The following is a 24,620-nucleotide window of genomic DNA, read 5'->3' as shown; positions in this document are numbered from 1 at the left end:
CGATGCTTGCAACCGCCCTGCTGCTGGCCACCCTCTCCGCCAGCGGATACTCCGCCCCGCATGAGGCGGCTGGCGCAGCGCCACGCACCCTGCAGCTGGGCGGCCGTACCTACGTGGACAAAGGCCTGGTCGCCGCCGGGCGGCTGCCGGCGGGCACGGTGGACTTCCTGGGCGACACGCTGGGCTCGTTCTCGTCGCTGGCGGTGCAGCCTGGCACCTGGAAGCGTACCGCCAACGGCTACGAGGGCGTGCTGTGGACCCTGCCCGACCGCGGTCGCAATGATCCGGAGGCCGGCCTGTTCTATGACTACGCCGGCCGCGTCGAGCGCATGCAACTGCGCATCGACACCACCTCGGGCAAGCCCGGCGCACTTGGCACGCTGAGCATGGTGCCGGACCGGGGCGTGGTACTGAAGGACTTCAACGGCCAGCCTTTCACCGGCGCCGACCCGGGTGACCACACGATCACCCAGCGCGAGGTGGTGCTGCCCTCGCCGGCCAGTGGTGCCGGTGCGGGCAAGGTCTCGCTGGATGCCGAATCGCTGCAGTTCACCGCCGATGGCCACTTCTACGTCGGCGACGAATACACCGCCAACGTCTACTACTTCGATGCGCAGGGGCAGCTGCAGGGTGTGATCGTGGCCCCGCCGGCGATCCGTCCGCAGCGCGAAGGCAAGCCGGCCTTCGGTTCGCTGGCGCCGCCGCAGAGCGGCCGACGCAACAACCAGGGTGTGGAGGGCATGGCCCTGTCGCCCGACAGGACCCGCCTGTTCGTCGCCCTGCAGAGCGCCACGCTGCAGGACAGCGCGCAGGGCAATGCGGCGGGCCGCATCAACACCCGCGTCCTGGTCTACGACGTGACGACCTCGCCGACGCCACAGCAGCCGATCGGCCATTACGTGATGGCCCTGCCCGCCTACGCGCACGACGGCAAGGGCAAGCTGGACCGCACTGCCGCGCAGAGCGAGCTGCGTGCCCTGGACGATCATCGCTTCCTGTTGCTGGCCCGCGATGGCAACGGGCTGGGCAAGGATGGCGATGACCCCATCGTCTACAAGTCGGTGCTGCTGGTGGATGTGGCCGATGCCACCAACCTGGCGGGAAGCCACTACGAAACCGGTACCGCCTCGGTGCTGGCCGACCCGGCGGATACCATGTTGAAGGCGGGCATCATGCCCGCACGCAGCAACGAACTGCTGAATCTGCTCGACCGTCCGCAACTGGCCCGTGCCGGGCTGGATCTGGACACCACACGCGGCCCGCATGCCGGACTGCTCTCGGAAAAGTGGGAAGCCATGGACGTGCTGCCGGCGCTGGACCCGCAGCATCCGAACGACGTACTGCTGCTGATCGGCAACGACAACGACTTCATCGCCCGCCATTGCCGCATGCAGGGCCAGCCCTGCGACAGCCGGTACGACAACGACAACCGCGTGCTGGTCTACCGGCTGACCCTGCCTTGAATCGTCGCCGGGCCTGGCCCGCCGCTACCGGATCAACCCGCTGTTTGTTGTAGAGCCGAGCCCATGCTCGGCTGCTTTTCCTTCAGGCATCCGTATCTCTGAAGGAACAGCCGAGCATGGGCTCGGCTCTACAAAAGCTCACCCACGCAGGGTGGCGCCGCCGTCCACGTACAGGTCACTCATCGCCACATGGCCCGCCTGTTCCGAGAGCAGGAACATCACCGAGTGCGCGATGTCCTCCGGGGTCGCCAGCTTGCGCAGCGGTATGCCCGCCTTGTAGGTCTCCAGGTTGCCGGCGATCACCCGCTCGGCACCGCGTTCGTCCTGCCACATGCCGGTCTGCATCGCGGTCAGCGTCGAGCCCGGGGCGACGATGTTGCAGCGGATACCCAACGGCGCCAGCTCCAGCCCGAGGCAGCGGGTGAACATCGTTGCGGCTGCCTTGGATGCGGCATAGGCCGCCATGCCATGCCGTGGAACGCCTGCGGCATTCGAACTGACAGTGACCATGGAACCCTGCCGGCGCGGTGACATCACCCGCGCCAATGCGCGCCCCACGTGGAACACGCCATCGGCATTGACCGCGAACACCCGGCGCCAGTCGTCATCACGGGTCTCGGTGACATTCCCCACATGCAGTACGCCGGCCACGCTGGCGGCCAGCGTGATCGGCCCGATGCGGGATTCCACCTGATCCACCAGCGCGTCCACGGCCGTGCTGTCGGTCACATCGAGCGCAAAGGCCTGCACCCGTGTATCCGCCACGGCGGGCACCTCACGATCGGTCGCCACCACCGTGCAGCCGGCCTCGGCCAACAGCCGTACCAGCGCCTCGCCGATGCCGCCGGATGCGCCCGTGACCAACGCCACGCGGCCCTCGAAACCGGTCAACTGCATGTTGCGATCTCCTGTTGCTCATCCCATTTGCGCAGCCGCGTCGACAACCATGGCGCCAGCTGCGCCACCGCATCGCGTCCGGTCAGTTCCGCGTGCATGAACGGCAGTTCCAGCGCCTGCACCTTCCGCGCATGCGCTCGCCACAACGCCGACTGCAGCTGCGGCCGCGCCTGGTGGTCGCGACCCGCGCGCACATGCACCAGCGTGCCATCAAACGGTTGGTGAGTATGTTCGCGAATCAGCCGGTTGGTGCCCGTCACCGCGCGCACCACGCCATCCAGCACGACATCCGGCAGGCTGCCCAATGCACTGCCGCCACGGCGCAGGAACGCCAGAATGCGCTCTCTGCTGTCCAGTTCCGGATGCGCATCCGGGTCATGGCCGGCAATCGCCAGCAGCGCACGCAATGCGGCGATGGGGTCGGGTTCCGGCTCAGCCCGCCAGCACTCGCTGGGATAGGCGTCCAGCAGCACCAGCTCGCCGACCTCGCGCCCGATCTCGTGCAGGCGCACCGCCATTGCCTGGGCCAGGATGCCACCCACCGACCAGCCCAGCAGATGCACCGGCCCCTTCGGCTGCAATGCGACCACGCGCTGTACGTAGTCGTTGGCCATCGCCTCGATGCTGCTCGGCATCGGCTGCCGTGCGTCCAGTGCGGGCGACTGCAGGCCATACACCGGGCGTGCCGGCTGCAGTGCCCGGGCCAGGGTGCGGTAGTTCCAGGCGATGCCGCCAGCCGGGTGCAACGCGAACAAGGGCGTAGGCTCGGCGGCATCGGTCGCAGCCAGCGCAATCATCGGGCCCAACGCGTGATCGGCCAGCGCGGGCGGCTCGGCAATCCGCAGCGCAAGCGCGGCCACGGTTGGCTGGGCAAACAACGCCCCCAGGCCCAGATCGCAGCGCCAGCGCTGCTCGATCGCCAGCAGCAGGTGCACCGCCGACAGCGAATCGCCACCGAGGCTGAAGAAATCCGCATCCACCGCCACCGGCACTTCGCGCCCAAGTGCCTGGGCGAACAGCAACGCCAGTTCCTGTTCCAGCGGTGTGCGCGGCGCCAATCCGGCAACCGTGTGCTGCGACGGTTTCGGCAACGCGTTGCGGTCGAGCTTGCCGTTGGCGGTCACCGGCCAGTGATCCACACCGACAAACGCCGAAGGCACCATGTAGTCCGGCACACGCGTGGCCAGATGGCTGCGCAGCATCACGGCATCGGCAAGCGCCGTTGGCACGTACGCCACCAGGCGCGCTTCGCCGGGAGCATCCTGGCGCAGCAGCACTTCCACGCGCTCCATGCCAGGCAGTTCGCGCAGTGCCGTTTCAATCTCACCCAGCTCGATGCGCAGGCCGCGCAGCTTCACCTGATGGTCGCTGCGGCCCAGGTACTCCACCGCACCATCGCTGCGCCAGCGCGCCACATCACCGGTGCGGTAGATGCGCTCGCCTGGCAGGAAGGGATCAACCAGGAAACGCTCGGCGGTCAGATCATCGCGACCGAGATAGCCGCGTGCCAGCTGCACGCCGCCCAGGTACAGGTCGCCGGCCACGCCGACCGGCACCGGCTGCATCCGCGCGTCCAGCACATACAAGCGGGTATTCCACACCGGGAACCCGATCGGCACCGGCCGCGATCGATCCTGCGCCGAGGCTGGCCAGAAGCTGACGTCCACTGCAGCTTCGGTCGGGCCATACAGGTTGTGCAGCTCGGCGTGCACGCGCGCGTGGAAGCGGTCGCGCAACGAAGCATCCAGCGCCTCGCCACTGGTGAACACCCGGCGCAGCTGCAGCCCAGCCGAGGCCGGCGCAGCGAGGAAGGCATCGAGCATCGATGGCACGAAATGCGCCGTGGTGATGCCATGCTCGCGGATCAGGCGCGCCAGTTCGGTGGGATCGCGGTGCACATCGGGCCCGGCCACCACCAGCGTGGCCCCGCACAGCAGCGGCAGGAAGAACTCCCAGACCGAGACATCGAAGGTGGCTGGCGTCTTCTGCAGCACGCGGTCATCGGCGCGCACGCCATAGTGCTCGCGCATCCACAGCAGGCGGTTGACGATGGCGCGATGCTCGATGACCACGCCCTTGGGCTCTCCGGTAGAACCAGAGGTATAGATCACATAGGCCGCATCGCTGGGCGCCGGATCGGCCCACGGTGCTGCGAAGCTCAGCGCGGTCCACTGTTCCGGTGCGAGCACCGGTACCCCGGCCATGCGCGTCGATGCGCCCGCCGCAGCCAGTACGCACACCGGTTGCGCCGAAGCAAGGATACGGGCCAGCCGCTCGTCAGGATGGGCAAGGTCCAGGGGCAGGTAGGCCGCGCCCGCGCGCAGCACCGCCACCAGCGCGACCACCAGCTCCAGCGAGCGCGGCAATGCCACCGCCACCACGCTGCCCGGGCCGACGCCCATGCCACGCAGTTGTGCGGCCAGCGCGAAGCTGCGCGCCTCCAGCGTGGCGTAGTCGAGTCCGGTGTTGCCAGATACCAGCGCGGGCGCGTGCGGATCGCGGTCCATGCCCTGTTGCAGCAGCTCAACCAGGGTGGTCTCCGGCAGCGCGTGCGCGGTGGCATTGAAGCCGGACAGGACCTGCTGCGCCTCCCCGGCCGTTGCCAGGGGCACCGCCGCGATATCGTCAGCCTGCAACGCCGCCGACACGAAATGCAGCAGCCGCGCCGCGTGCGCCTCGACATCCTCGCGACTGTACAGTGCCGGATTGGCCTCGATCTCCAGATCCAGCAGGCGCTGGCCATCGCCACGGAAACCCAACGCCAGGTCATCAACCGGCCCGGTGCACAGCACTTCCAGCGCCGCCTGCACGCCAGGCAGCTCCAGCGGCTTGTAGAACGGCTGCACATTCACCAGCGGACCATGCAGGCGCTGCTGCGTACCGACCAGGCCGAGATCACGGCGCAGCTGCTCACCGCGGTAGCGGCCATGCCGGCGCCCCTGGCTGAGCTGCCGGCCCAGCCCGCGGGTGAATGCCTCGACGCTGCCCTCGCCTGCCGCCACGCGCAGCGGCAACACATTCATCACCATCGCCGGCACCCGCGCCGACACGTTGCCGAGCCGGCCCATGTAAGGCACGCCCAGCACCACTTCATCGGCAGCGCTCATCCGGCGCAGGTACTCGGCCGCCAGCGCGGCCAGCACATCCGGCCAGGGCTGGAGCCAGCGTCCCGACGCCTGCAGCAGCTGCTCACGGAATGTGGCATCGAGCGACTGCACGCAGCGCAGCGCGTCGTCACTGGCAGCAAGCGTACCGGCCAGGCCCACGCCCGCCGGTGCGCCCTGCATGTGCTCACGCCACCACTGCCCGTCCTGCGCCCGGCGCGGGTCGGCACGATAGGCGGCATCATCCACCAACACACCTGCCAGCCCCGGCAGGGGCTCACCCGTACGACCGGCGTACAACGCGCACACGCGATCAGTGAACAGCGCCATGCCGTAACCATCGGCGGCCAGATGATGCACGCGCAGGTACCAGGCCCAGCGCTGACCGCCCAGGCCAATCAGTACCTGCTGGCTGATCCGGTCGCGGGTGGGATCGACCGGGCTCAGCCGGTCGGCGTGCATCAGGCTGCGAGCCGCAGCGGCGGGATCGGCGGCGGCGGACACATCACGCACCGAAAGCAGCGGCACGTGTGCCGGATCAAGCCACTGCAGCGGCTGGCCATCGGCACCCTCGGCAAAGCGCAGCGCAAAGGCCTGCGCCTCGCCCGCAGCCTGGTCTGCCGCTGCGGTGAACGCGGCCACATCCAGCGCACCGTCGATCCACACCGCATGCGCGGTATTGAAGGACGGATTGTCCGGTGCCAGCCGCTGTGCGAACCACAGTCCAGCCTGGGCCTCGGTCAACGCCACCGGCGTGGCCAGCGCGACGGTGTTCATGCGTCCTGCGCGGACTGCAGCTTCTGCACCACGCCCCACCACTGGCGCAACGTGGTGTGCTCGGCCAGCTGCGAGAACTCCAGCGGCAGGCCGGTATTGCCCCAGGCCAGGACCAGGCCGAGCATGCGCATCGAGTCCAGGTCCAGGTCGATCAGGTTGTCATCATCGCCGATCTCGGCCGGCGTGCACTCAAGAACGCGCGCCACGTCGGCACGCATCCGCTCCAGATCCAGCATCTCACCCGTGGCAGCCATCACAGCACCTCCAGCAGCTGGTCGGTGGTCATCGGCACGCCGCTGGTGCGCGCGATCCAGTGCAGCGCCTGATCGTGGTCGGCGCGCGAGAAGTCGGCCACCGCATCGGCGGCAATGAAGGCCTCGATGTCACGCTGGAAGGCCTCCACCAGGGTCGCGGTGCAGCCGATGTGCGCGTACACCCCCGTCACCAGCAGCTGGTCGCGTCCACGCACCCGCATCAGCGTCTCCAGGTTGCTGCGCTGGAACGCGCTGTAGCGGTGCTTCACCAGCACATGCTCGCCCGGCTGCGGTGCCAGCGCCTCGATGATCGGTTCATGGTCGGCGCTGCGGCGCATGCCCGGACCCCACAGGTCGGCCTGCAGGCCACGGTCGCGGCGGTCCTGGTCACCGTGCTGGGCGGTGTAGAACACCGGAATGCCCTGCGCGCGGCAGTGCGCCAGCAGGCGCACGATGTTGTCCACCGCAGGCCGCAACGGTGAGCTGCCGGCGTCGAAGGCAGCCAGGAAGTAGCGCTGCATGTCGTGCACCAGCAGCGCGATGCGATCGCGCTGCGGGCGCCACGGGCCGCGGGCCTGCGGCAGCTCGGCGGCGGTCGGCAAGGGGTAATCGGTGATACGGGGCAGCGCCATCAGCGCGTTCCTCCTGTCTGTTGCAGATGACGCGCACGCAACTGTGCGCGCAGTTCGCGGCGGCTGATCTTGCCGACCGCCGTGGTATTGAAACTATCGACGAATACGACCTGGTCGGGCACCTTGAACGCGGCCAGTCCGCGCCCGCGCATCCAGGACTTCAGTGCCGGTGCCTTGAACGGTTCGCCCTGCGCGATCACGAACGCGCAGCTGCGCTCACCCAGGTACTCGTCGGGAATGGAGACCACGGCAGCATCAAACACGCCGGGATGCGCCAGCAGATGGTCTTCGATCTCTTCGGCGGAGATCTTCTCGCCGGCACGGTTGATGTGGTCACCGGCGCGGCCCTGCACCACCAGGTAGCCTCCGGGCAGCTGCTGCACACGGTCGCCGGTGCGATAGAAGCCGTCGTCGGTGAACGAACGCGCGTTGGCCACCGCATCGTTGTGGTAGCCACGGATGGTGTACGGGCCACGGGTCAGCAGATGCCCCACCTCGCCTTCGGCCACCGGCCGATCGTGGTCATCGACCACGCGCACCTCGTCATCCGGGCTGATCGGCCGGCCCTGGCAGGCCACGATCAGCGCTTCGGCGTCATCCAACCGTGTGTAGTTGACCAGGCCTTCGGCCATGCCGAACACCTGCTGCAACGTGCAGCCAAGGCCGTCGATCACCCGCCGTGCCGCTTCCGGTACCAGCTTGGCCCCGCCCACCTGCAGCACCTGCAGGCTGGACAGGTCATGCCTGCTCGTGGCGGCGGCCTGCGCCCACAGCAATGCCAGCGGCGGCACCAGGCCGCAGCAGGTCACCCGTTCGCGGGCGATCAGCGGGAATGCCGCGTCCGGGCCGGGGCCGGGGCTGAGCACCACGCGGGCACCGGCGTACAGCGCGCCGAAGAAGCCCGGCGAGCTCATCGGGAAATTATGCGCGGCCGGCAGCGCGACCAGATAGACGCTGTCGCGGTCGATGCCGCAGATGTCATTGCTGGCGCGGAACGAGTAGATGTAGTCGTCGTGGGTACGCGGAATCAGCTTGGACAGCCCGGTACTGCCTCCGGAAATCTGCAGGAACGCCACCGACTGCGGGTCCGGATCGGGCGGCAGCTGGCTGCGGTCGCCCTGCAGCGCCTCCAGCGCGATGAACTCCCCGGCATCGCCATCGATGACCACATGGCGTACTGCCGGCACCTCGGCCTGCAGCGCCCGCGCCAGCCCGCGATGGTCGAAACCATCGTGCAGCCCGGTGGTGACGTAGGCACTGGCTTCGGCCTTGTTGGCGAAATGCACCAGCTCGGTGATGCGGTGCGCGGGCAACGCGTACACCGGCACCAACCCGGCGCGGAACAGTCCGCAGACCGTGCTGATGAAGCCTGCCGTGTTGCCCAGCTGCACCAGCACCCGCTCCCCCGGCTGCAGGCCGAGCGCCAGCAGGCCGGCACCGATCCGCCCGGCCTCGTGCCACAGCTGCGCATAACTCAGGCGCACGTCACCGGCGACCACGGCGATGTCATCGGCGAAACGTTCCGCCCGCTCGCGCAGGAACGCCGGGAAGGTCTCACCGCGCCAGTGACCGGCCTGGCGATAGCGCGCCACCCACTCATCGGGCCACACCTGCTGCAGTGGCAGGCGTGAGGAATCAGCGGAGGTATTCATGCTGCAGGCTCGATGGCGGGCGCGGATTCATGGACACCCAGCGCGTTCAACAGGGCAGCGAACTTCGCTGCGGTTTCGGCCACCTCGGCCTCGGGCTGCGACTCGGCGACGATGCCGGCGCCGGCGTACAGGCGCAGCTGCGTGCCCTGCAGGCGCGCGCAGCGGATCGCCACGTACCAGTCGCCGTCGCCCTGCGCGTCCAGCCAACCCACGGCGCCGGCATAGAAGCCACGCGGCACCGGTTCCAGCTCGCGGATACGCTGCAATGCCGCCAGCATCGGTGTTCCGCATACGGCCGGCGTGGGGTGCAGCTGCGCCAGCAGCTCGGCGGCAGAAGTCTGCGGATCCTTCAGCGTGGCATGGATGCGGGTGCCCAGATGCCACATGCTGGCGGTGGCATGCAGCACCGGGCGCGGCTGTGCGTCGACGTGGCTGCAGTACGGCGCCAGGCCGTCGACGATGGCCTCGACCACATGGCGGTGTTCGTCGTGGTCCTTGTTCGAGGCCAGCAGCGCCTGCGCGGCATGCTCGTCCTCGGCGGCATCGGCACTGCGCCGCGCGGAGCCCGCCAGTGGATGCGACAACAGCCCGGCGCCGCGCTTGCGCAGCAGCAGTTCCGGCGTCGCCCCCACCAGCCAGGCCGGCGCCTGGCCCAGCTCGACAGGCAGCGGCACCGCATAGGTGGCCACCGATGGATCAGCACCCAGGCGCGCCAGCAGCACCTCCGGGGAAAGTGATTGCCGCGTGCGTGCCAGCAGGCTGCGCGCCAGCACCACCTTCTGAAGGTTCAGTTCGGGCGCGCGCAGTGCCTGCACCGCAGCAGCCACCGATGCCGCGTAGGCCCGCGGCGCAGGCTCGGCCTGCAGGGCGCCATCCAGCGCCGGCGCGGCCTGTGGCTGCAACGGCAGGGCCGGCAGCAGGCGCTCGGGCTGGTACAGCGCGTCGTCGGCACGCGGTTCGAACGGCACCGCACCGACCAGCAGGCCCGGCCCACCGCGCTGCTGCGCGAAGAAGGTCGCCACGCGCTCTGCCAACGTCGCCAGCGCACCGGCTGGCAGCGCGGCGCGGCAGCCGCGTGCGTGCACATGCTGGCCGGCATGCTGCAGCAGGAACAGCGACGCGTCGTCGGCGCTGTCCAGCGGCGCTGGCGCAGCCTCTGACCACGCGCCCGGCATCAGGGAATCGTTCATGGGGTCTCCTTCATCCGATGCGCTGCGGCCAGCACGCACAGCAACAGCAGCAGTGCACCGACCAGCAGGTAAGGCAGGCTGGGCCCGCCGCGATACAACAGCGTGCCGAGCATCGGCCCGGCCACCATGCCCAGTCCCTGCGCAGCAGCGACGGTACCGGCGGCGGCGCCCTGTTCGTGTGCCTCCACCGCGTCGGCGGCCAGCGCCTGGAACGAAGGGAATACGAAGCCCATGCCGAACGCGGCCAGCGCGTAGGCCGCAGGCAGCTGCCAGGCCTGCTGCACGCCTGCCACCGAGGCAAAGCCGATGCCGGAAATGAGGGCGCCGAGCATGATCCAGCGCCGCGGGTGTACATCCAGCTTCATCACCAGCGCCTGCGCCAGGATCAGGCCGACGCCGACCGCGGTCAGCGCGATGCCGGCCATGCGCGCGCCAGCGGCGGCATCCAGGCCCAGGCGATCAATCGCGAAGAAGCCGACGGTCACCTGCGCGATGGTCACCGAAACCATCGCGATGAACGCTGCCAGCTGCGGCAGGCGCAGACGGGCGTCGAGACGGCTCATCGGCGCCCGGCGCTGCGCCGATGCACCTGCCACCGGCGGCGTGGCGGGCAGGCGCCAGGCCAGCAGTGCCAGTGCCAGCAACGGCAGCAACGCGGCCACGTACAGCGCCAGCGAGAGATTGGTATAGGCCAGCCAGCCGGCCGCGGCGGGCCCCAGCACCATGCCCAGTGCATTGGCGCTGCCGAGACGCGCCAGGAAGCGGGCGCGCTGGCCGGTCGGTGCCTTGTCGGCGATCAGGGCAGCGGCCGTGGGCGGCACCGCTGCGTAGAACAGGCCGATCAGGCCGCGAGCACCGACCAGCACCAGCACCGACACCAGCACCGGCGGCACCGCCTGCAGGGCGACGTCGATGAACACCGCCAGCGCGATGTAGATCACGGTGTACGCGCTCATCGCCAGCATCAGCACGCGCTTGCGACCGATCCGGTCGCTGAGCTGGCCCCAGGGGCGCGCGGCCAGCATCCACAACACGCCTGCGGCGGTGACCGACAATCCGGCATGCCACTCGGACAGACCGAGCATGCGGACCACCGGACCGATCACGGCGACGAAGGACATCACCGCCATGGTGCCGATCAGGGCAGCCAACACCAGCGCCGGCAAGCCGGGAACGACGGGACGTGCGTGCATGAAACACCAGCCGTAACAGGGAGGGATCGGCGGGCGCACCAGGATGCCCCGCCCGGCGCCAGCCCTGTTCAGGACCGGACGCCATCCTCAAATGATAACGGCTCGTATTTGCATTTGATACCCATTCTCTTGAACGGGCATGCAACAGCGGCTTCAGCGAACGGCGCGCAGGCCCAGCAGGCCACGGCGCTTGAACCACCACTCCAGCGGCAGCGTCACCAGCGGCGGGATCGCCGCCAGCAGCGCCAGCGCACTGGCCCACCACGGCCAGCGCAGGCGCACCGCCGCGAACAGGGTGACTGCCACATAGACCAGGAACGCCACGCCGTGCAGCGGCCCGAACAGTTTCACCAGCGCCACGTTGGCCATCGGGCCGTACTTCATCCACATGCCGATCAGCAGGCCGGCCCAGGTCACGGCCTCGATGAAAGCGACCGCAGCGAACAGGCGTCCGCTCGGGTGCATGGGGGAACGTTGGGTCACAGGGGGCTCCGGCATCGGGAAATCAAATGCGAATGATACGCAGGTGCGAACGCTGCGGACACCGGCGGCTGGCGCCGGACCGGGTCCGGCGAGCACGGCGTTCAAGGCGTTCAAGGCGTTCAAGGCGTGTCCACCAAGGTGGACACCTACCCAAGCACATCCGGCAGGACGTACTCGCCGATCTCGCGCAGCACGTTGTGCACCGGGCGGCCGTTGTCGACCAGGTTGAACATCACGTGCGCCACGCCCTGCGCATGCACACGCAGCAGATAGTCACGCAGGCCATCGCGACCGACCTTCAGGCCCAGCGGCAGCGGCTCGGGCGGCGCCTGCGGATCCGCCTGCAGATCCAGCAGCATCGACTGCACGAACGGCTTGGCCTGCCCGCCACGCTGCGCAAGCGCCTGCTGCCACAGGCCGATGCGTCCCTCCTGTGCGGCTTCCTCGCGGTGATAGGTGGCCCAGCCCTCGGCCTCGCGCGCGATCCACTGCAGGCTCTGCCGTGCGGTACCCACCACCAGCATCGGGATGCGCGTTGCCGGTGCCGGCAGCACGTCGAAACCACCGCTCGCCTGCAGCACGGCGGCCCGCTCGCCGGCCTCCGGTGACAGCGCTGCACGCAGCAGCGACCAGCGCTCACGGAAGGTCGCCGCCCTGCCCTCCAGGTCCTCGCCGAACGCGTCAAACTCCTCCGGACGATCGCCCGAACCCAGGCCGAGCACGAACCGCCCGTCGCTGATCCGGTCCAGGCTCAAGGCGGACTTCGCCACCTGCAGCGGCTGCCGCAACGGCAGCACGATGGCCGCGCTGCCGACCACGATGCGCCCGGTCGCGGCGGCCAGCATGCCCAGCCACAGGAACGGATCGTCCAGTGCACTGGCGGTGGCATCGGGTCCCTGCGGCACCATCAACGGTACATCGCGCGTCCACAGCGCGGCAAAGCCGAGGTCATCGGCCAGCCGCGCAATCCGACGCGCCTTGTGCGGATCGGCCAGCCCATGCGACGCCACCGGCGTCATCAGGCCCAGGCTCAGGCCCTGTTGCGGAAACAACGCAGCGTAAGCGGGATTGAAATCACTCATGCCGGCAGCTTAGCGTGCAGGTCGCCGGCAACGATGACGCGCCGCCCACCACAGGAAGAACACTGCATGCCGAGGATCCGCCCCGCACACGTCGATGACCTGCCCGCGATCAGCGCGGTGTGCCTGGCCGCGTTCACTACGGCGGTCGCGCCTTCGCTCGGTACGGCCGGCATCGCCACCTTCGCCAGTGTCGCTGCAGCCGATGCGTTCGGCACGCGCCTGCAGGGCGACAACCACCTCCTGGTGGCCGAGCAGGACGAGCGTATCGTCGGTGTGGTCGAACTGAAGGAAGGTCGCCACCTGGCGATGCTGTTCGTCGATCCCGGCTGCCAGGGCCAGGGCATCGGCCATGCCCTGTTCCAGGCCGTGTTGCCGCACCTGCGCGCGCCGGAGATGACCGTGCGCGCCTCGCTCAATGCCGTAGCCACCTACCAGCGCTACGGCTTCGTGCCGGACGGCGAGGTTGGGCAGTTCAACGGACTGGTCTACCAGCCGCTGACTTTCACCCCACGACGTTGACCGCGACGGCGATGATCAGATGAACATGCCGCCGGAGGCTTCCACGCGCTGGCCATTGACCCAGCCGGTGGCCGGCGACAACAACGCCACCACCACCGGGCCGATGTCATCGGGCCGGCCGGCGCGGCCCAGTGCGGTGATCGAAGACACCATTGCATTGACCTGCGCATCGTCGCGCACGCGGCCGCCACCGAAGTCGGTCTCGATCGCGCCCGGTGCCAGCGTATTGGCACTGATGCCACGCGCACCCAGCTCCTTGGCCAGGTAGCGGGTGAACACTTCGATGCCGCCCTTCATCATTGCGTAGGCCGAACTGCCCGGCAGCGAGAAGCGCGCCAGCCCGCTGGACACATTGAGGATACGGCCGCCATCGGCGATCAGTGGCAGCAGGGCCTGGGTCAGGAAGTACGGCCCCTTCAGGTGCACTGCCACGGCATGGTCGAACTGCGCCTCGGTGGTGTCGGCGATCGGTGCGTACAGGCCTTCGCCGGCATTGTTCAACAGGCCCTGCAGCCTATCGGTACCCCATTGCTGCAGGGCTTCGCGCAGCCGGCCGGCAAATTCGGGAAACGCCGCACTGTCAGCCACATCCAGTGGCAATGCCTGGGCACGCCGGCCCAGGGCCTGCACCTGCTGGACCACCTCGGCGGCCGCCTCGGCCTGGGCGCGATAGGTGATCACGATATCGGCGCCGTCGGCGGCCAGCGCGAGGGCCGCATTGCGGCCCAGGCCGCGGCTGCCGCCGGTGATGAGAACGACACGGGAGGAAGAAGTCATGGCCACGCACCTGGAAAGGAGAAGGTGCGCCCAGACTATTGGTATTGCCGCTGCGCATAAATCGCGCGATCCTGATTTTACTGTTCAAATCTGGTGAACAATCGATGGATCGCCTCGACACCCTGCGCGTCTTCCTGCGCGTCACCGAGCTGGGCTCGTTCACCCGTACAGCCGACAGCCTGGGCCTGCCCAAGGCCAGTGTGTCGCAGGCCATCGCCCGGCTGGAGAGCGACCTGGGTACCCAGCTGCTGCACCGGACCACCCGCCGCGTCCACCTCACCGCCGATGGTGCCCAGCTGCAGCAGCGCGCGCACGATCTGCTGGACGACATGGACGAACTGCAGAATCTGTTCCGGCGCCAGCCCAGCGAACTGAGCGGGCGCCTGCGGGTGGACATGCCCGGCGGCATGGCCCGCAACGTGGTGATCCCGCAGCTGCCGGCATTCCTGGCCCTGCATCCGGGGCTGGAAGTGGAACTGAGCGCCACCGACCGCCGCGTGGACGTGGTGCGCGAAGGCTTCGACTGCGTGCTGCGGGTAGGCCATCTGGACGACAACAGCCTGGTGGCCCGCCCGCTCGGGCAGATGCGCATCGTCAACGTGGCCAGCCCCGGTTACCTGGCTGCGCGTGGCGTGCCGCAGGTCCTGGCCGACCTGGACCACCACGCCCTGGTGCATTACGTCGGCACTCTCGGCCAACGCTCGCCCGGTTTCGAGTACTTCGACGGCCAGCGCTACCAGAGCTGGCCGATGCACGGCGCGCTGACCGTCAACAGCGCCGATGGCTACAGCGCCGCTGCGCTGGCCGGGCTGGGCATCATCCAGGTACCGGAACTGGGTGCGCGCGAAGCGCTGCGCACTGGCAGCCTGGTGGAAGTGCTGCCCGACTGCGTGGCCGAACCGATGCCGGTCAATCTGGTCTACGCCCAGCGCCGCCATCTGCCACGCCGTGTCGAAGCCTTCATGACCTGGCTGGCTGAAGTGCTCGCGGCGGAGATACAGCGCCGGCGCTGAGCGCGCTGCAGGACGCATATGCCGTACCTCCTGGCGCTCATGATCAAACTGAATCAACGCAGCCGGCCGGCCTTCCTACAATGCCCGCTTACCCTGCCTCTTCGAGATGCTGCCGATGCGCGCTGCCCTTCCCCTGTTGTTGCTGGCCACGGCGCTGAGCGCCTGTTCCCCGGCGCAGGCGCCCATTGCCGCGGTGCAGGCCTCCGAGCCGGCGCCGGCCACCGCCATCGCCTGGCGCCAGGGCGATGTCGACGATGCCTTCGCCGAGGCTGCCGACAGCGGCAAACCGGTGCTGCTGTACTGGGGCGCGGTCTGGTGCCCGCCGTGCAACCAGCTCAAGGCCGGCCTGTTCAAGGACCCGGCTTTCATCGCACTGACCCGCAAATTCGTGCCGGTCTACCTGGATGGCGACGAGGAAGGCGCACAGGCCTGGGGCGAACGCTTCGGCGTGCGCGGCTATCCGACCCTGATCGTGCTGGACCCACAGCGCAATGAACTGACCCGCGTGGCCGGTGGCAACGACGCCGCCGAACTGACCCGGGCCCTGACCGTCGCCGCGGGCCGCCGCAACGCGATCGCTGCCACCCTGTCGACCGCACTGGCCAGGCCGGACACGCTGGCCGCCGAGGATTGGCAGGTGCTGGGCGACTACGGCTGGGAAGTGGACGCCAACCGCCTGGCCGGCGAGCGCAAGAGCCAGGATGTGCTGCGCCAGCTGTCCAAGGCGGCACCGGATGCCGCCCTGCAGCGCCGCTTCGCCCTGCTGGCCCTGGCCACCGCCGACAAGCCCGACACCTCGCCCACCGACGTCCGCGAACTGCTGCAGGCGGTACTGGCGCAACCTGCCGAAGTCCGCCGCAACCGCGAACTGCTGGGCTACGCAGGCGCCAGCCTGGTCAAGCAGGCCAGCGCCGGCCCGGCCACCAGCAACACGCTGGGGCAGCAGTTGCTGGTCGCGCTGGAGCGCGCCGATGCCGAGCGTGGTGACCGCGCCGATGACGCGTTGTCGCGTGCGCTGACCGAAGTGTCGCTGGCCCGCCAGCAACAACCGAAGGGCGCATTGCCCACCGCACTGGTCGATCGGGTCAAGCAGCGCGTGGCCGCTGCCGATGCCGCCGCCACCGATGCGCATGCACGCCAGGCGACGATCAGCAGCGCGGTGTACGCATTGCGCGCGGTCGGTGACGACGCGGGTGCCGAGGCGCTGTTGCTGGCCGAGCTGAAGCGCAGCGAGCAGCCGTACTACTACATGCCCGAGCTGGCCGAACTGGCTGAGCAGCGCGGCGACACCGCCGGGGCGCTGGAGTGGTTGAAGCGTGCCTACGACGGTGCACAGGGCCCGGCCACCCGCGTGCAGTGGGGCGTGCTGTACGTGGAAGGGTTGCTGAAGCTGGCACCGGACGACGCGCCGCGCATCGAACAGGCCACCGCCTCGCTGATCGCCGAACTGCAAGCGCAGCCTTCGGGCTACCACCAGCGCACCCGCCAGCGCTTCGAGCGCCTGGCCGGGCAGTTGAAGGCGTGGAGTGGCAAGCACCAGGGTGCGGAGACGCTGGCGCGGCTGCAGCAGAGGATGCAGCAGGCGTGCGGCGATCAGGTGGATGGCGCCTGCAAGGATTGGCTGAGTTGAGACTCGGTAGTGCCAGCCCATGGCTGGCAGCTTCATGCACTCTGGGCTGCCAGCCATGGGCTGGCACTACTGGACACGCCCATGCCCGATGCACCGCTTGACCTCAACCATTGTTGAGGTGCGATAACGATCTCCGCACGGCCAGCCCCGCTGGCCTTCCCCAAGGAGATTGCTTCGATGTCGTACCTGCTCCCCCCGCTCCCCTATGCCTACGACGCCCTCGAGCCGCACTTCGATGCGCGCACGATGGAGATCCATCACAGCAAGCACCACCAGACCTACGTCAACAACCTCAACGCCGCCATCGAGCAGGCCGGCCTGGCCGCGCAGCCGGTCGAGGCGCTGATCGCCCAGCTTGATGCCGTTCCCGAGGCGCAACGGGGTGCGGTCCGCAACAACGGGGGCGGCCACGCCAACCACAGCCTGTTCTGGACGGTGCTCAGCGCCGATGGAGGCGCACCCGATGACGACCTGGCGGCGGCGATCGACCGCGACCTCGGCGGCTTCGATGCGTTCAAGGACGCCTTCACCAAGGCCGCGCAGACCCGTTTCGGCAGTGGCTGGGCCTGGCTGACCCGCGATCGCGATGGCCGCCTGGAGGTTGAAAGCAGCGCCAACCAGGACAGCCCGCTGATGGGCGCGGCGGTTGGCCTGTCCGGCAATACCCCGATCCTGGCACTGGATGTCTGGGAACACGCCTACTACCTGCACTACCAGAACCGCCGCCCGGACTACATCGGTGCGTTCTTCAACATCATCAACTGGGCCGAGGTCGGCCGGCGCTACCGCCAGGCCCGGGCCTCATGAGCGGCGAGACACTGCCGTACGCCGGGCCGTGGGCGGGGGTCTTCCCCGCCCCCGCTCCGGTGCCGTCGGTCGAGATGCCGCCGCGTGCCCTGCGGCGGCTGCTCGGCCATTTCCCGACCGGCGTGGCCATCGTCTGCGCGCGCGATGCACAGGGCAAGCCGGTCGGCCTGACCATCAACTCGTTCGTACCGGTCTCGCTGCAGCCGCCGTTGGTGTTGTGGAACCTGGCGCTGCACGCACAGAGCCTGTCCACCTTCCAGCGTGCCACCCGCTTTGCGATCAGCGTGCTGGCTGCCGATCAGGAAGCACTGGCACGGCGCTTCGCCGATCCGCAGGTGCGCGACCGCTTCGACGGACTGGCCCTGCTGGAGGACAACGACGACGCGCCACCGCGCATCGCCGGTGCGGTGGCCCATCTCACCTGTACCCGCCACGCGCAGTGGCCGGTCGGCGACCACCTGCTGCTGGCCGGTCGCATCATCGACGTCAACGAGAATGGCGGTGCACCACTGCTGTTCCATCGCGGCCGGTTCCAGCCGGGACCGGCCGAACTGCTGGTGGAGGTACGCGGATGAACATCGAAGCACTGGAATGCATGCTCGCCGCCGGCAAGGACGGCGCGCTGCTGCGCTTCGGCCTGGGCAAGGGCTGGCTGGATGCCGGCAACCCGGTACGCGCGGCAACCCATCTGGGCCGCTGCGTGGTGCTTGATCCGCAGTACTCGGCAGCCTGGAAGCTGCTCGGCAAGGCCTGGCTGGCCGGTGGCCAGCCGCAGGCGGCGCGCGAGGCGTGGCAGCGCGGGTTGAGCGTGGCTGGCAGCAAGGGCGACCAGCAGGCGCGCAGGGAAATGCAGGTGTTCCTGCGCCGCCTGGACCGCGAACAGGCGGCCCTGGCCAAAGCGGGCTGAGTCGATCAGCCCGCGTTGGCCGATGCCGGTGCGGACATGATGTCCGACATCGGCAGGCGGCGAGGCTTGCTCGGGAACGCATGGCGCAGGATGCGCCAGACCACCTGGCCGAACTGGCGCGGCAGCGAGCCGTTGTTGTAGTGCTGGCCGTAGCGGCGGCAGATGTCCTTCACTTCCTTGGCGATGGCCGCGTAGCGGTTGGCCGGCAGGTCCGGGTAGAAGTGGTGTTCGATCTGGTGGCTGAGATTGCCCGACAGCACATTGATCAGGAAGCCGCCGCTGATGTTGGACGAACCGCGCAGCTGGCGCAGGTACCAATGGCCGCGCGATTCATTGCGCAGGCATTCCTTCGGGAAGGTCTCCGATTCGGCGGTGAAGTGGCCGCAGAAGATGATCACGTAGGTCCAGATGTTGCGCAGGCCGTTGGCCACCATGTTGCCCAGCATCACGGTGAGGAAGAACGGGCCGGCCAGCAGCGGGAAGAACACATAGTCCTTCAGCACCTGGCGCAGCATCTTGCGCGCCACCGGGCGGGTCTGCAGCCACATCGCACGGGCACTCATGCGGCCCTTCAGCCAGCGGCCCAGGCGCAGGTCCTGCGCGGCCACGCCCCACTGGAACAGCAGCGCGAAGATCGGCGCGATGATCGGCTGCAGCAGGTAGAACGGCTTCCAGCGCTGCTCCGGGAAGATGCGCAGCAGGCCATAGCCGATGTCATCGTCCATGCCACGCACATTGGTGTAGGTGTGGTGGCGGAAATTGTGGGTCTTGCGCCAGTTGTCGGCGGTGGCAACGATGTCCCACTCGTAGGTGTTGCCATTGAGCTTGGGATCGCCGGTCCAGTCGAACTGGCCGTGCATCACGTTGTGGCCCAGCTCCATGTTCTCCAGGATCTTCGACAGCGCCAGCAGCAGCGTGCCGGTGATCGCGGCCGGCCACAGCAGCGGCATCAAGAACAGCGGCGAGAACGCCGCCAGGAACAGCAGGCCACGCCCCCCCACGCCGAACCAGCGCACGGCGGCGGCCACGCGGCGGATGTAGCGGGTATCGGAGGCGCCGAGGCTGCCGATCACACGGTCGCGGATCGCGTCGAGTTCCTCACCGAAGGCATGCATCTCGGCAGTACTCAGGGCACGGTCGGTAGCGCGGGTCATGGCAGGCGTCCTCAGAGATCCAGGGTCAGGTCGGTGGTCGGTGCGCTCACGCAGATCCGCACCGGCTGTGCCGATTCGGACTGCAGGTCGCCGGTGCGCAGGTGGCGGGTGGCGCCACTGACGCGGTCACAGCTGCAGGTGTTGCAGATGCCCATGCGGCAGCCATGCTTGGGCTTGATGCCATGGGCTTCGAGGCTTTCCAGCAACGAGCTGCCGCGCGGCACGCTCAGCTGGCGGCCACTGCGCGCCAACGTCAGCACCACCTCGCCCTCGCTGCTGGCGTCACGCAGCGGCGCCGGCGGGGTGAACGCTTCCGCCTGGAAACCGGCAACCTGGTGCACCAGGCGTTCGCGCGCAGCGGCAACGAATCCATCCGGGCCACAGGCCAGCACGTGGCGCTGCGCCAACGGGGTGTCATCGCCGGCCACCTGCAGCGCGTGGGTATCGATGCGGGCCGCGGGCACATCACCTTCGCGGGTGGTCAGCAGGTGCACGCGCAGGTTTGGCTGGCTCGCGGCCAGTGCCTGCAGCTCGTCACGGAACTGCAGCTGGGCGGCGCTGCGCTCCCAGTAGAACAGGTCCACGGGCGCGGCCAACGGGCGCCGGCAGGCCTCGCGCAGGAGGCTGCGCATCGGCGTGATGCCACTGCCGGCGGCCAGCAGCAGCACCGGCGCCGCCGCCGGCAACTGGAAATCACCGAACGCAGCCTCCAGGCGGAACAGTTCGCCCGGCTGCGCATGGTTGACCAGATGCTGGCTGACCCGGCCGCCCTCGACCGCCTTGACGGTGATCGCCAGTTCGCGCGGGCCCAGCGTGGTGGGGCTGTAGCTGCGCTGCCACAGGCGTCCTTCAATCTCTACGCCCAGGGTGACGTGCTGGCCGGCGCGCATGCCGGCCCAGTGCCGGTTGGTGCGCAGGACCAGGGTCGCCGCGCCCTCGCCGGCCGGCTCGCGCCGGACCAGGCGCGCCACTGGCTCACGCAGGGTCCACAGGGGATTGAGCTGGCCCGCCCAGAAATCGAACAGCGACGGCGAGACCCAGCGGTAAGGAGAGAACAGGGACGGACGGACGACAGCGCTCATGGGCGAACTATACGGGCGCACATACACCTGTGTATACATGTGTATATTGAACCGGATTGGGTATGATTCAGCCTCGCCCCACCGGAACCCCCATGGCCGCCGCCACCGTCTTGTCGACGCCCGAAGATGCCAACAGCCCGGCCCGCCGTACGGTGAGCCGCGAGGATCTGCTGGCCGCCGCCCTGAAACTGATCGGGCCGCACCGCAGCCTGTCCACGCTCAGCCTGCGCGAGGTGGCACGAGAGGCCGGCATCGCGCCGAACAGCTTCTACCGGCAGTTCCGCGACATGGACGAACTGGCCGTGGCGCTGATCGACGCAGCCGGCCGCTCGCTGCGCACCATCATCGGCGAGGCCCGCCAGCGCGCCACCTCCACTGCCACCAGCGTGGTCAGGGTGTCGGTGGAGACCTTCATGGAACAGCTGCGCGCCGACGACAAGCTGCTGCATGTGCTGCTGCGCGAAGGCGCGGTCGGCTCGGACGACTTCAAGCATGCGGTCGAGCGCGAACTCCATTATTTCGAGGAAGAGCTGCAGCACGACCTGGTGCGCCTGGCCGCACTGGACGGTGCCGTGCTGCATGCGCCCGAACTGGTGGCCAAGGCCATCACCCGGCTGGTGTTCGCGATGGGCGCCACCGCGATGGACCTGCCGCCGGAGAAGGATCCGGAGCTGATCGAACAGATCTCCACGATGATCCGCATGATCATCGTCGGCGCCCGCACTCCCGCCGCATTCCGTCGCGGCTGACGATCGGTCCCCGGGGTCGGATCCCTTTCCGAAGGAAAGGGCCCTGACCCCGTCTCCCTGCCCCACACGGCAATTCCATCCTCCGCACATGACCACCGGCAGGGTTGCGGGCCCTTAATGTAATGTTATAACAATCGCATGATCCACCTGGGCAGGTGCTCCATCTGGAATTGCTGAGGCTTCGTTATATAGCCCTTGCTATATTGATGAGCCACTGCTTTCATACGCATCAGCCAGGTCGCCCTCGCCGCCTTTCTTCCCCCAAGGACGACGCCCTCATGCGCTTCATCTCCCGCCTCCCCCGCCGGTTGCCACTCGCCGCCGCCGTTGCCATCGCCCTGCCGCTGCCTGCACTGGCCGCCACCCCGAAACCGACTGAACTGGATCGTGTGCAGGTCAAGGTCAGCACCGCCACCCGCAGCGAACGCCTGCTGTCGGACGTGCCGATCCGCACCGAAGTGCTGCGCAAGGAGGACATCGCGCTGCGCGCGGCCACCGACTTCTCGCGCGCCGCCGAGCTGATCAACGGCCTGCGCGTGGAGAGCAACTGCCAGAACTGCAACACCAGCGAAGTACAGCTGCTGGGCCTGCCCGGTGCCTACAACCAGCTGTTGTTCGACGGCATTCCGCTGCTGTCCACGCTGGGCAGCGTGTACGGCCTGGAACAGATTCCGGCCGGGTTCGTCGACCGCATCGAAGTGGTCAAGGGTGGTGGCTCGGCGCTGTACGGCCCGGGCGCGGTGGCCGGTGTGATCAACCTCATTCCGCCGCTGCCGGCGCGCAGCGGCGGCCATGTGCAGGCCGGCGTGGATGTATTGAAGGGCACGCCACAGAAGAACGCCGACCTGCGACTGGACCTGGTGGCCAGGGAGGCAGACGCCGGCCTGTCGGTGATTGCCCAGCGCAACTGGAACAGCGGCATCGACTACAACGGTGACGGCTACACCGAGATCACCCGCAAGAATCTCAAGGTCGGCGGGCTGCAGGCCTGGTATGCCCCCACACCGGGCACGCGGCTGCGCCTGGACCTGCAGGTGACCGATGAAGCCCGCCGCGGCGGCAACCGCCTGGACCAGCCCGAGTACCTGGCCAACATCGCCGAATCGCTGGATACGAAGTACCGGCGCGGCAGCGTGTCGTGGGACCAGGAAATCAACGCCGACGTCGATTTCCGCCTGGCCTACGCCTTCGCCGACATCGACCGCGACAGCTTCTATGGCGGTCTGGGCGACGTGATCACCGATCCGTCCGCACCCGGTTATGACCCTTCGCAGCTGGACCCCAACGTGGCCGGCAGCGCAGCCTCGCGTTCGTGGCGCCAGTACGGCCGCACCCACAACCCGCTGCATTACATCGACAGCCAGTTGAACTGGCGGTTGGGCGCGCATGCGCTGGCCTTCGGCGTGCAGTACAAGCACGAGGCCCTGCGCGACGACAACCGCACCGCTGACGGGCAGCGCCTTGCGGTGCTGGAGGATGCGACCTTCCACAACCTCGGCGCCTTCATCCAGGACGAATGGAGCCTGCGCGACAACGTCGACCTGGTGCTGGGCGCACGCGTGGACAAGAGCTCGGAGCTGGACAATGCCGTGTTCTCGCCGCGCATCGCGCTGGCCTGGCAGGCCACCCCGAAGCTGAAATGGCGTGCCGGCATCGCCACCGGCTTCCGTGCCCCGGAGATCTTCGTTGAGGACGTGCACGTCGATACCCTCGGCGGCGAACAGGTGCGCGTGCGCAACGCTGAAGGCCTGAAGGAAGAGCGCGCGCTGACCACCCTGTTCGGCTTCGACTGGCGCTCGGACCCGGCCAATCCGGTCTGGAGCTGGGATGCCACCGCCTCGTATGCACGCATCCGCGACACCTTCGCGCTGGGCGAGATCCAGCGCGGCGATGACGGACAGCTGGGCCAGCTGCGCTACAACGCCTCCGGTTCCAACGTACTGGGCGCGGAAACCAACCTCGGCTGGCAACCCTCGCCGCAGTGGCGCCTCACCGCCGGTGCCTCGTGGTACCGCTCGCGCTTCCGCGAACCGCAGCGCATCTTCGACGACACCGGCGACGGTGGCGACACCGTGATCGAAAGCCGCGATTACCTGAAGACACCGCGCTGGACCGGCCTGGCACAGCTCAGCTGGATGCCGGCCGAACCGTGGGAAACCTTCGTAGCACTGCGCCATACCGGGCCGATGTCGGTGCTGAACAACCGGCTGGGCGAGCTGCACCGCACGCGCTCATTCCTGGTTACCGACCTCGGTGCACGCTGGCACCGCCACCTGGGTGCACAGGCACTGCAGGAAGTGTCGGTGGCTGCGGGCGTCAAGAACGTGTTCGACCAGCGCCAGAAAGACCTGGAGGTGGGGGCGCTGCGTGACAGCGACTACGTCTATGGGCCGCGCTTCGCGCGCTCGTGGTATGTCAACCTGCGTTATGCGTTCTGAAGCACTGCGGACGCTGTTGCTGGCCGGCGCGCTGCTGCTGGCCGTACCGGCGATGGCGACAGACCTGCACGCGCAGGTCTCCGCCTCGTTGATGCGCCCCGAGCAGCGATCGCTGCGACCCATGCAATGGTCACCGCCGCCGGAACTGGTCGCGCTGTACTTCGGCGCCGACTGGTGCGCACCGTGCCATGCCTTCGTACCGACCCTGCGCAGCGTGCGCGATGCCCTGCGTGAAGCCGGCGCCGATACCGAAGTGGTGTACGTCAGCCTGGACGAAAGCGAAGCCGCGCTGCGCCGCTACATGCACGCGCAGGACATGCCGTGGCCGGTGCTGGACCCCCGTCGTGCGGCGCGGATGCCGGCACTGCAGGCCCTGGCCGGGTTGGGACCGCCGAACCTGGTGCTGATCGATGCCAACGGCAAGGTACTTGCCAATGGCTGGCACGGGCGGCGCTACGAGGGCCTGCAGCCGGTGCTGAAGGAGTGGACGAAACACGCGTGCGCGCAGCAACAGGCGCGCTGCCCGACGGGATTGCAGGGTCATGCGAACAAAAGCAGATTCCCCAGGTAGATCCACGCCATGCGTGGATGCACTTGTAGAGTCGAGCCATGCTCGACTCATCGCGCATTGCGCGAACAGCAGCCGAGCATGGCTCGGCTCTACCGGAAGCGGGTTCGCGCGAACGCCAGTATATCCACGCCATGCATGGAAGCACTTGTAGAGTCGAGCCATGCTCGACTCATCGCGCATTGCGCGAACAGCAGCCGAGCATGGCTCGGCTCTACCGGAAGCGGGTTCGCGCGAAATGCCGCCGGG

Annotated in this window: 22 protein-coding genes; 10 read left to right on the top strand and 12 right to left on the bottom strand. The window is 68.5% G+C overall.

Features of this window, described 5'->3' with window-relative positions; genetic code table 11:
• Nucleotides 1-2: 2 nt before the first annotated feature.
• Nucleotides 3-1,463: an esterase-like activity of phytase family protein gene (locus B9Y64_RS11530; protein ID WP_100440816.1), complete on the top strand. Its 1,461-nt coding sequence runs from the start codon at nt 3-5 to the stop codon at nt 1,461-1,463.
• Nucleotides 1,464-1,601: 138 nt separating this feature from the next.
• Here the strand turns inward: B9Y64_RS11530 and B9Y64_RS11525 are convergent, their stop codons facing one another.
• The 9 genes from B9Y64_RS11525 to B9Y64_RS11485 form a co-directional block, all read right to left on the bottom strand.
• Nucleotides 1,602-2,360, bottom strand: coding sequence for a 2,3-dihydro-2,3-dihydroxybenzoate dehydrogenase (locus B9Y64_RS11525; RefSeq protein ID WP_100440815.1), 759 nt, complete (start codon nt 2,358-2,360; stop codon nt 1,602-1,604).
• Nucleotides 2,351-6,241 carry an enterobactin synthase subunit F gene (locus tag B9Y64_RS11520; RefSeq protein WP_100440814.1) on the bottom strand — a complete coding sequence of 1,297 codons (3,891 nt, stop codon included), beginning with the start codon at nt 6,239-6,241 and terminating at the stop codon, nt 2,351-2,353. The genes B9Y64_RS11525 and B9Y64_RS11520 overlap by 10 nt, the downstream gene beginning before the upstream one ends.
• On the bottom strand, nt 6,238-6,495 hold the full coding sequence (locus B9Y64_RS11515) for a phosphopantetheine-binding protein (protein ID WP_100440813.1): 258 nt from the start codon (nt 6,493-6,495) through the stop codon (nt 6,238-6,240). The genes B9Y64_RS11520 and B9Y64_RS11515 overlap by 4 nt, the downstream gene beginning before the upstream one ends.
• Complete coding sequence (locus B9Y64_RS11510; protein WP_100440812.1) at nt 6,495-7,127, bottom strand: isochorismatase family protein; 633 nt, start codon at nt 7,125-7,127, stop codon at nt 6,495-6,497. The genes B9Y64_RS11515 and B9Y64_RS11510 overlap by 1 nt, the downstream gene beginning before the upstream one ends.
• Nucleotides 7,127-8,779 (bottom strand): (2,3-dihydroxybenzoyl)adenylate synthase, encoded by a 1,653-nt coding sequence (locus B9Y64_RS11505; RefSeq protein ID WP_100440811.1) that lies wholly within the window; start codon nt 8,777-8,779, stop codon nt 7,127-7,129. The genes B9Y64_RS11510 and B9Y64_RS11505 overlap by 1 nt, the downstream gene beginning before the upstream one ends.
• A complete protein-coding gene (locus B9Y64_RS11500; RefSeq protein ID WP_100440810.1) occupies nt 8,776-9,969 on the bottom strand; it encodes an isochorismate synthase in 1,194 nt (397 codons plus the stop codon). Before B9Y64_RS11500 ends, B9Y64_RS11505 begins: the two co-directional genes overlap by 4 nt.
• Nucleotides 9,966-11,162 carry an MFS transporter gene (locus B9Y64_RS11495; RefSeq protein ID WP_100440809.1) on the bottom strand — a complete coding sequence of 399 codons (1,197 nt, stop codon included), beginning with the start codon at nt 11,160-11,162 and terminating at the stop codon, nt 9,966-9,968. Before B9Y64_RS11495 ends, B9Y64_RS11500 begins: the two co-directional genes overlap by 4 nt.
• 153 nt (nt 11,163-11,315) lie before the next feature.
• Nucleotides 11,316-11,627, bottom strand: coding sequence for a DUF3817 domain-containing protein (locus B9Y64_RS11490; RefSeq protein ID WP_100440808.1), 312 nt, complete (start codon nt 11,625-11,627; stop codon nt 11,316-11,318).
• A 164-nt stretch (nt 11,628-11,791) separates the two neighbouring features.
• Nucleotides 11,792-12,727, bottom strand: coding sequence for a TIGR03571 family LLM class oxidoreductase (locus B9Y64_RS11485; protein WP_100440807.1), 936 nt, complete (start codon nt 12,725-12,727; stop codon nt 11,792-11,794).
• A 66-nt stretch (nt 12,728-12,793) separates the two neighbouring features.
• On the opposite strand from B9Y64_RS11485, the gene B9Y64_RS11480 reads away from it, so the two are divergent.
• Nucleotides 12,794-13,246, top strand: a complete 453-nt coding sequence (locus B9Y64_RS11480) for a GNAT family N-acetyltransferase (protein ID WP_100440806.1) — start codon at nt 12,794-12,796, stop codon at nt 13,244-13,246.
• 15 nt (nt 13,247-13,261) lie between these two features.
• On the opposite strand, the gene B9Y64_RS11475 is transcribed toward B9Y64_RS11480, so the two are convergent.
• Nucleotides 13,262-14,023, bottom strand: a complete 762-nt coding sequence (locus B9Y64_RS11475; protein ID WP_100440805.1) for an SDR family NAD(P)-dependent oxidoreductase — start codon at nt 14,021-14,023, stop codon at nt 13,262-13,264.
• 38 nt (nt 14,024-14,061) lie between these two features.
• On the opposite strand from B9Y64_RS11475, the gene B9Y64_RS11470 reads away from it, so the two are divergent.
• The 5 genes from B9Y64_RS11470 to B9Y64_RS11450 all read left to right on the top strand — a co-directional run bounded on the left by B9Y64_RS11470 (nt 14,062) and on the right by B9Y64_RS11450 (nt 18,380).
• Nucleotides 14,062-15,036 carry a LysR family transcriptional regulator gene (locus B9Y64_RS11470; RefSeq protein WP_238379886.1) on the top strand — a complete coding sequence of 325 codons (975 nt, stop codon included), beginning with the start codon at nt 14,062-14,064 and terminating at the stop codon, nt 15,034-15,036.
• Between the two features lie 106 nt (nt 15,037-15,142).
• Nucleotides 15,143-16,666 (top strand): thioredoxin family protein, encoded by a 1,524-nt coding sequence (locus B9Y64_RS11465; RefSeq protein ID WP_100440803.1) that lies wholly within the window; start codon nt 15,143-15,145, stop codon nt 16,664-16,666.
• 177 nt (nt 16,667-16,843) lie between these two features.
• The gene (locus tag B9Y64_RS11460) at nt 16,844-17,473 is read left to right on the top strand and encodes a superoxide dismutase (protein WP_100440802.1); all 630 of its coding nucleotides are present in this window, start codon (nt 16,844-16,846) and stop codon (nt 17,471-17,473) included.
• Nucleotides 17,470-18,048 (top strand): flavin reductase family protein, encoded by a 579-nt coding sequence (locus B9Y64_RS11455; protein ID WP_100440801.1) that lies wholly within the window; start codon nt 17,470-17,472, stop codon nt 18,046-18,048. The genes B9Y64_RS11460 and B9Y64_RS11455 overlap by 4 nt, the downstream gene beginning before the upstream one ends.
• A complete protein-coding gene (locus B9Y64_RS11450) occupies nt 18,045-18,380 on the top strand; it encodes a tetratricopeptide repeat protein (protein ID WP_100440800.1) in 336 nt (111 codons plus the stop codon). Before B9Y64_RS11455 ends, B9Y64_RS11450 begins: the two co-directional genes overlap by 4 nt.
• Before the next feature lie 5 nt (nt 18,381-18,385).
• Here B9Y64_RS11450 and B9Y64_RS11445 read toward each other — a convergent pair whose 3' ends face one another.
• Both B9Y64_RS11445 and B9Y64_RS11440 read right to left on the bottom strand, forming a co-directional pair.
• Entirely contained in the window at nt 18,386-19,534 is a 1,149-nt protein-coding gene (locus B9Y64_RS11445; RefSeq protein ID WP_100440799.1) for a fatty acid desaturase family protein, read from the bottom strand.
• Nucleotides 19,535-19,545: 11 nt separating this feature from the next.
• Nucleotides 19,546-20,616 (bottom strand): ferredoxin reductase, encoded by a 1,071-nt coding sequence (locus tag B9Y64_RS11440; RefSeq protein ID WP_202909061.1) that lies wholly within the window; start codon nt 20,614-20,616, stop codon nt 19,546-19,548.
• A 92-nt stretch (nt 20,617-20,708) separates the two neighbouring features.
• Between B9Y64_RS11440 and fabR the strand changes: the two genes are divergently transcribed.
• The 3 genes from fabR (at nt 20,709) to B9Y64_RS11425 (ending at nt 24,374) form a co-directional block, all read left to right on the top strand.
• Nucleotides 20,709-21,365, top strand: a complete 657-nt coding sequence (fabR, locus tag B9Y64_RS11435; RefSeq protein WP_100440797.1) for an HTH-type transcriptional repressor FabR — start codon at nt 20,709-20,711, stop codon at nt 21,363-21,365.
• Between the two features lie 278 nt (nt 21,366-21,643).
• Entirely contained in the window at nt 21,644-23,803 is a 2,160-nt protein-coding gene (locus B9Y64_RS11430; RefSeq protein WP_100440796.1) for a TonB-dependent receptor plug domain-containing protein, read from the top strand.
• On the top strand, nt 23,793-24,374 hold the full coding sequence (locus tag B9Y64_RS11425; RefSeq protein WP_100440795.1) for a thioredoxin-like domain-containing protein: 582 nt from the start codon (nt 23,793-23,795) through the stop codon (nt 24,372-24,374). The genes B9Y64_RS11430 and B9Y64_RS11425 overlap by 11 nt, the downstream gene beginning before the upstream one ends.
• Nucleotides 24,375-24,620: the final 246 nt, after the last annotated feature.

The sequence above is a fragment of the Stenotrophomonas maltophilia genome, assembly GCF_002799245.1.
GTDB classification, from domain to species: Bacteria; Pseudomonadota; Gammaproteobacteria; order Xanthomonadales; family Xanthomonadaceae; genus Stenotrophomonas; species Stenotrophomonas maltophilia_S.
This window is presented reverse-complemented; position numbering and strand designations above follow the sequence as displayed.